Here is a 5396-nt window from a genome sequence, read left to right as displayed (position 1 = left end):
CCACCACGCCGCCCGTCGTTCCGCCGGTCACTCCCCCGGTTGTTCCGCCGGTCGTCCCCCCGACGCCGCCGGCCGGCAGCAACCCGCAGCAGTCGATCGCCAGCTTCACACCGGCCTCCGGCGGCGTGGGCACCGTGGTCACCCTCAACGGCAGCGGCTTCACCGGCGTCAACGCGGCCTGGGTCGGTGCGGCGAAGAACGCCGTGGTGCGGGTCCTGAACGACCGCCAGGTGCAGGTGACGATTCCCGCCGGCGCGACCAGCGGTGCCATCGGCGTGTTCAACCCGGCGCATGCCGCGTTCACCGCGACCTCGTTCACCGTGCTCACCACCGCTGCTGCCTACCGGCAGCCGGCGATCTCGGGCTTCTCGCCCGCCGCCGGCCCGGTCGGCACGGTGGTCACGCTGAGCGGCAGCGGCTTCACCGGGCTCGACCATGCCTGGGTCGGCAACGCGAGGAACGCACCGGTGCGCGTGCTGAGCGACACGCAGGTGCAGGTGACGATCCCGGCCGGCGCGACCAGCGGCTCGATCGGCCTGTTCAACCCGTCGTACGTGGCATTCGCCGCGTCGTGGTTCACCGTGAAGTGACGGTGCGAAAGCGCACAGACGCCTGCAGGGCAGGCCGCTAGCGTGCCCTCCTGGCGGCCATCCACGGCCGCCCGGGAGACACGCGATGGGAATCGAACGGGTGCTGGCGCAGACGGCGCTGGCGTGGACGCTGACGACCGCCGCGCCCGGCGCGGCGGCCTCCGGCTGGCCGGCATGGGATGTCTTCGCGCAGCGCTTCGTGCAGTCCGACGGGCGCGTGATCGACCTCACCTTCGATCGCAAGAGCACGTCCGAGGGCCAGTCCTACGGCCTCTTCTTCGCGCTGGTCGCCAACGACCGCACCCGCTTCGACACGCTGCTCAGCTGGACCGGCGACAACCTGGCAGGGGGGCGCCTCGGCGAGACGCTGCCGGCCTGGCTGTGGGGCTTGCGGGCCGACGGCAGCTGGGGCGTGAAGGACGGCAACTCCGCGTCCGACGCCGACCTGTGGCTCGCCTACACGCTGCTCGAGGCGGCGCGGCTGTGGAACGCGCCGGCCTATGCGAAGACCGGCCGCCGCCTGCTCGAGCAGGTGCGCCTGCGCGAGGTGGCGAACGCCGGTCCGGCCGGGCCGGTGCTGCTGCCGGGCGCGGTCGGCTTCGTGCTCGACAAGGGCCGCCATCGCATCAACCCGAGCTACCTGCCGGGCTTCCTGTTCCGCTACCTCGCGGTGACGGATCCGCAGGGCCCGTGGCAGTCGATCTGGGACGGCTACCTGCGCATGGCGCCGCAGATCTTCAGCGCCGGCGTGGCGCCGGACAACCTGGTCATCGACGCGGCCGGCGGCGTGCTGGCCGACACCGAGGCGGCGCCGTCGGCCAGCTACGACGGCATCCGCGTCTACCTGTGGGCCGGCATGTCGGGGCCGGGCAGCGCGGGCCTGGTGCGCCTGCTGGCCCCGTATGCGGCCCTCACGCGTGCGACCGGCGTACCGCCCGAGAAGGTCGATCCGCGCACCGGACGGGCGCTGAAGTCCGACTACTCGCCGGTCGGCTTCTCGGGTGCGCTGCTGCCCTTCCTCAGCGTGCTCGGCGACGCACCCGGCCTGGCACAGCAGACCGAGCGGGTGCAGGCCTCGCTGCGATTGGGCGCCTCAGGCGCTGCCACCCATTACTACGACCAGGCGCTGATCCTGTTCGGCAAAGGCTGGCTCGATGGCCGCTACCGCTTCGACGAGCAGGGTCGCCTGCAGCCGGCCTGGAGCCACTGAGCCGTCCCCCACGGGCCCGATCGCCACCGGCGGCCTCAGCACGATCTCCGCGCGGCGCAGCAGCGCGAACACGCGCGGCCCGCGCACCAGGTAGCGGCCGGCCAGCCGGCGCGGGTCCTGCATCAGCCGGAACGACCATTCGAGGCCTGCCTGCTGCATCCAGTGCGGCGCGCGCYGCTCGTTGCCGGTCAGGAAGTTGATCGACGCGCCGATGCACAGCGCGAGGCCGCGCGCCCGCCCGCGCGCCTTCAACATCTGCGCCAGCATCTCCTGCTGCGGGGCGCCGACGGCCAGCAGGCAGTAGCGGAACGGGCTGTGCGCCTCGATGAAGCACAGGCAGTCCTCCACCGCCTGGGGATCCCGGATGAAGCCCATCGGCGGATTGAAATGCGCCAGCCGCGACAGGCCGTGCAGCGCGGCCAGCGTCTGCGCCTGGGCGTCGCTGCAGCCGATCAGCACCAGCGCGTCATCGGCCTGCACCACCTCGCGCAGCAGCGTCGCGACCAGGTCGCTGCCGGTGCACACCGGCAGGCGCAGGCCGCGTGTCACCTGCATCAACCGGGCCAGGAAGCGGCTGTCCAGCAGGATGTAGTCGGCCGCGGCGTACAGGTCGCGGAAGGCAGCGCTCTCGTCRAGGCGGATCAGGTGGTCGACATTCGGCGTCACCGCGAAGCCGTAGGCCTGCTCGCCGAAGCGGCTCGCCACGGCGGTGAAGCTCGCGAGATCGTGCGCGTCGAAGCGCAGCACGCGCCGCGGGAGGACATCGGCCACCGGCTGCGGCGCGCTGTCCACGTCGTCGGTGCACAGGCCGATCGGCACCGACAGGGCCTTCAGCCGCAGCAGCAGCGACGCGAGCCGCGCGGCGGCGTCGGGCGAGTCCGCCGGCAGGGCGAGCAGGATCCAGTCGATGCGCCGTTCCTGGCCGAGCTGGATGAGCCCCGCAAGCGCAGGGCCCGGCGCGGCCGCCGCGTCGTCGAAGACCCCGGACAGCTCGATCGTGTGCGGCCGGCTGCCGTGCAACGCGTGCAGCACCCGTTCCAGGCAGGCGCCGTTGCCCACCACGACCACGCGCTCGGCGAATGCACCCCGGCGCTGCAGCGCCCGCAGCGCCCGCGCCACCAGCATCCGCGCGACCGACGTGGCGACCAGGCTCGCGCCCGCCCAAGCGGCCAGCAGGCCGGGCGCGAGCCCGTCGAAGACGGGGCCGATCGCGCCGAGCGCGAGCAGCGCCGCGGCGAGGGCGGCGCAGCGCAGCGCATGCGAACGCATCAGCTGCCGGTTGCGGTCCTGCCGGACCAGCGCACCGAACCCGGGGTCGTGCAGGATGAGGGCCGCGGCACCCGCCGACACCGCGGCGGCCTGCACGAGGTCGTCGACATGGGGCGTGCCGCCTGCCAGCAGCGTCGCGAGCGCGGCGGCCGCCGCGATGCACAGCGGGTCGAACAGCAGCGAGAGTTCGCTGCTCATCGCCGCCAGTCCGCGGCCCAGGCCCGACGAGGCGATGTGCGTGAGAGGCGTGATGGGGCGCGGCAGGATCGGCTCGTCGTCGAAGGGCGGGTTCATGCGGGCCTCCTCGCGTTGTCTCAATAGGCGTTCGTTCCCTTGACGACCACGGCCGAGGTCAGCACGAGGATCTTCAGGTCCAGCAGCAGCGACCAGTGGTCGATGTAGTACAGGTCCAGCGCGATGCGCCGGCGCAACTGGGCTTCGGTGTCGGTCGCGCCGCGCGCACCGTTGACCTGCGCCCAGCCGGTGATGCCCGGTTTGACGCGGTGGCGGTGCGCGTAGTCCTGCGCGATCTCGTCGCCGAGCCGGCTCTCGGTGCGCATGTCGGTCGCGTGCGGGCGCGGGCCGACCAGCGACATCTCGCCCTGCAGCACGTTGAAGAGCTGCGGCAGCTCGTCCAGGCTCGACACCCGCAGCCAGCGGCCGAGGCGGGTGACACGCAGGTCGTGCCGCCCGGTCTGCTGCATCGGCGGCGTGGACGACGCCGCCGAGGGGGGCGTCCAGCGCATCGTGCGGAACTTGTAGATCTCGAACACGCGGTTGTCCAGTGCGTGCCGGCGCTGCCGGAACAGGACCGGCCCCGGGCCGCTCAGCTTGATGGCGACGGCGATCAAGCCCATCAGCGGCAGCAGCGCGAGCGTCAGCAGCGCGCCGAGCAGCAGGTCTTCCGCGCCCTTCGCGACGGCGTCCCAGCGTTTGATCGGCCGGTCGCACAGCAGCCTGACCGGCATGGTGTCGGCCACGTAGTCGATGCGCGTCGGCGTGTCCGCCGGCGGCGTCGCGGCGTGCCGGCGGCGATGCAGGTGCCACGCGGCGGCCCCTCGCAACAGCGATGTCGACAGCAACCCGAACGCCGCGAAGGTCGTCAGGCCCGGGGGCAGCGGGTGGCCGCCGAGCGCGCCCAGCGGCAGCAGCACGAGCATGAACAACGCGAAGCGCATCGCGTGCGAGTGCACCAGGTCCGGAACGGCCCCGCGGCCGGCGGCGCTGTCGAAGCGCCGGTCGTGCAGCATGAAGGGCGCCAGCACGGCGCCGAAGGCGGCGGAGAGCGCCTGCGTGCTGACCCACGCGGCAAGCACCAGGCACAGGAAATCGCCCAGCGGGAGCAGGTCGCCGATGCGCATGGCCGGGCCGTCGCGCGGCGACCGCAGCGTCGGTGGCGCGGCCGGGCGGGACGGCCTTGACTCTAGCGTGTTCATGCGGCCAAGGTAGGACGTGGGCGGATCGACGTCTGTGCGATGCCGAACTGTGTGGGCTGGCGAACTGTGTGCGCTGGCGAACAGACCCGTGCGCAGGCGAAGGGCAGTGTGCCCCTCTCATGGGCGAGATGGCACCCCTTCGAATCCTGCTGACCGCCACCTTGCGCTGGCCGATCGCGGCGCGGCTCGCGATGGCGTTCGCCGCACTCGGCTGCCGCGTCGAGGTGCTGTGTGCCCGCGGGCATCCGGCCACGCATGTGCGTGCGGTGCAGCGCATCCACCGCGCCTCGGCGCTGCGGCCGGCGGTGTCGCTGCGGGCGGCCATCGAGGCGGCCCGGCCCGATCTCGTGATCCCGTGCGACGACGGTGCGGCGGTGCAACTGGCCGAACTGCACCGGCACTGCCGCGGTCTCGATGCGGCCGATGCCGCGCTCGATGCGCTGCTGCGCTCTTCGCTCGGCGACCCGCAGGCCTGCCAGCTGGCGACCGCGCGCGGTTCGTTGCTGCGGCTGGCGAGCGCGCAGGGCATCCGCACCCCCCGCACCGAAGTGATCTCCAACGCCGCGGAACTCTCGGCCGCGCTGTCCAGGCGCACGCTGCCGGCCGTCCTGAAGATCGACTCGACCTGGGGCGGCCTGGGCGTGGCCATCGTGCACGAGCGCGCGCAGGCGCTGCGCAGCTTCGAGCGCATGTCGGTGCACCCGCCGGTGGTGGGGTCGGTCGCGCGCCTGCTGCTCGACCGCGACCTCGCGCCGCTGCTGGACGCGATGCAGCGCGGGCAGCGCACCGTCACGCTGCAGGATTTCATCGCCGGCACGCCGGCGAACCGGGCGGTGGCCTGCCGGCAGGGACGGGTGCTGGCCGGCACCAGCGTGGTCGCGGTCCACACGC

General features: G+C 73.1%; 5 protein-coding genes. 3 read left to right on the top strand and 2 right to left on the bottom strand.

Going from position 1 to position 5396, the window contains the following annotated elements:
* Positions 1–590 (top strand): IPT/TIG domain-containing protein (locus AC1D15_RS16655; protein ID WP_477826844.1); only part of this gene is annotated, 590 nt, incomplete at its 5' end.
* An 85-nt stretch (positions 591–675) separates the two neighbouring features.
* Positions 676–1800, top strand: a complete 1125-nt coding sequence (gene bcsZ / locus AC1D15_RS16650) for a cellulose synthase complex periplasmic endoglucanase BcsZ (protein ID WP_477826843.1) — start codon at positions 676–678, stop codon at positions 1798–1800.
* Here bcsZ and AC1D15_RS16645 read toward each other — a convergent pair.
* Positions 1684–3363, bottom strand: coding sequence for a WecB/TagA/CpsF family glycosyltransferase (locus tag AC1D15_RS16645; protein ID WP_477826842.1), 1680 nt, complete (start codon positions 3361–3363; stop codon positions 1684–1686). The genes bcsZ and AC1D15_RS16645 overlap by 117 nt on opposite strands.
* 20 nt (positions 3364–3383) lie before the next feature.
* Positions 3384–4505, bottom strand: coding sequence for a sugar transferase (locus AC1D15_RS16640; RefSeq protein ID WP_477826841.1), 1122 nt, complete (start codon positions 4503–4505; stop codon positions 3384–3386).
* A 128-nt stretch (positions 4506–4633) separates the two neighbouring features.
* Here AC1D15_RS16640 and AC1D15_RS16635 point away from each other — a divergent pair.
* A partial coding sequence (locus tag AC1D15_RS16635) for a hypothetical protein (protein ID WP_477826840.1) occupies positions 4634–5396 on the top strand: 763 nt, incomplete at its 3' end.

This window comes from Rhizobacter sp. P2_H2 (genome assembly GCF_056403375.1).
This window is presented reverse-complemented; position numbering and strand designations above follow the sequence as displayed.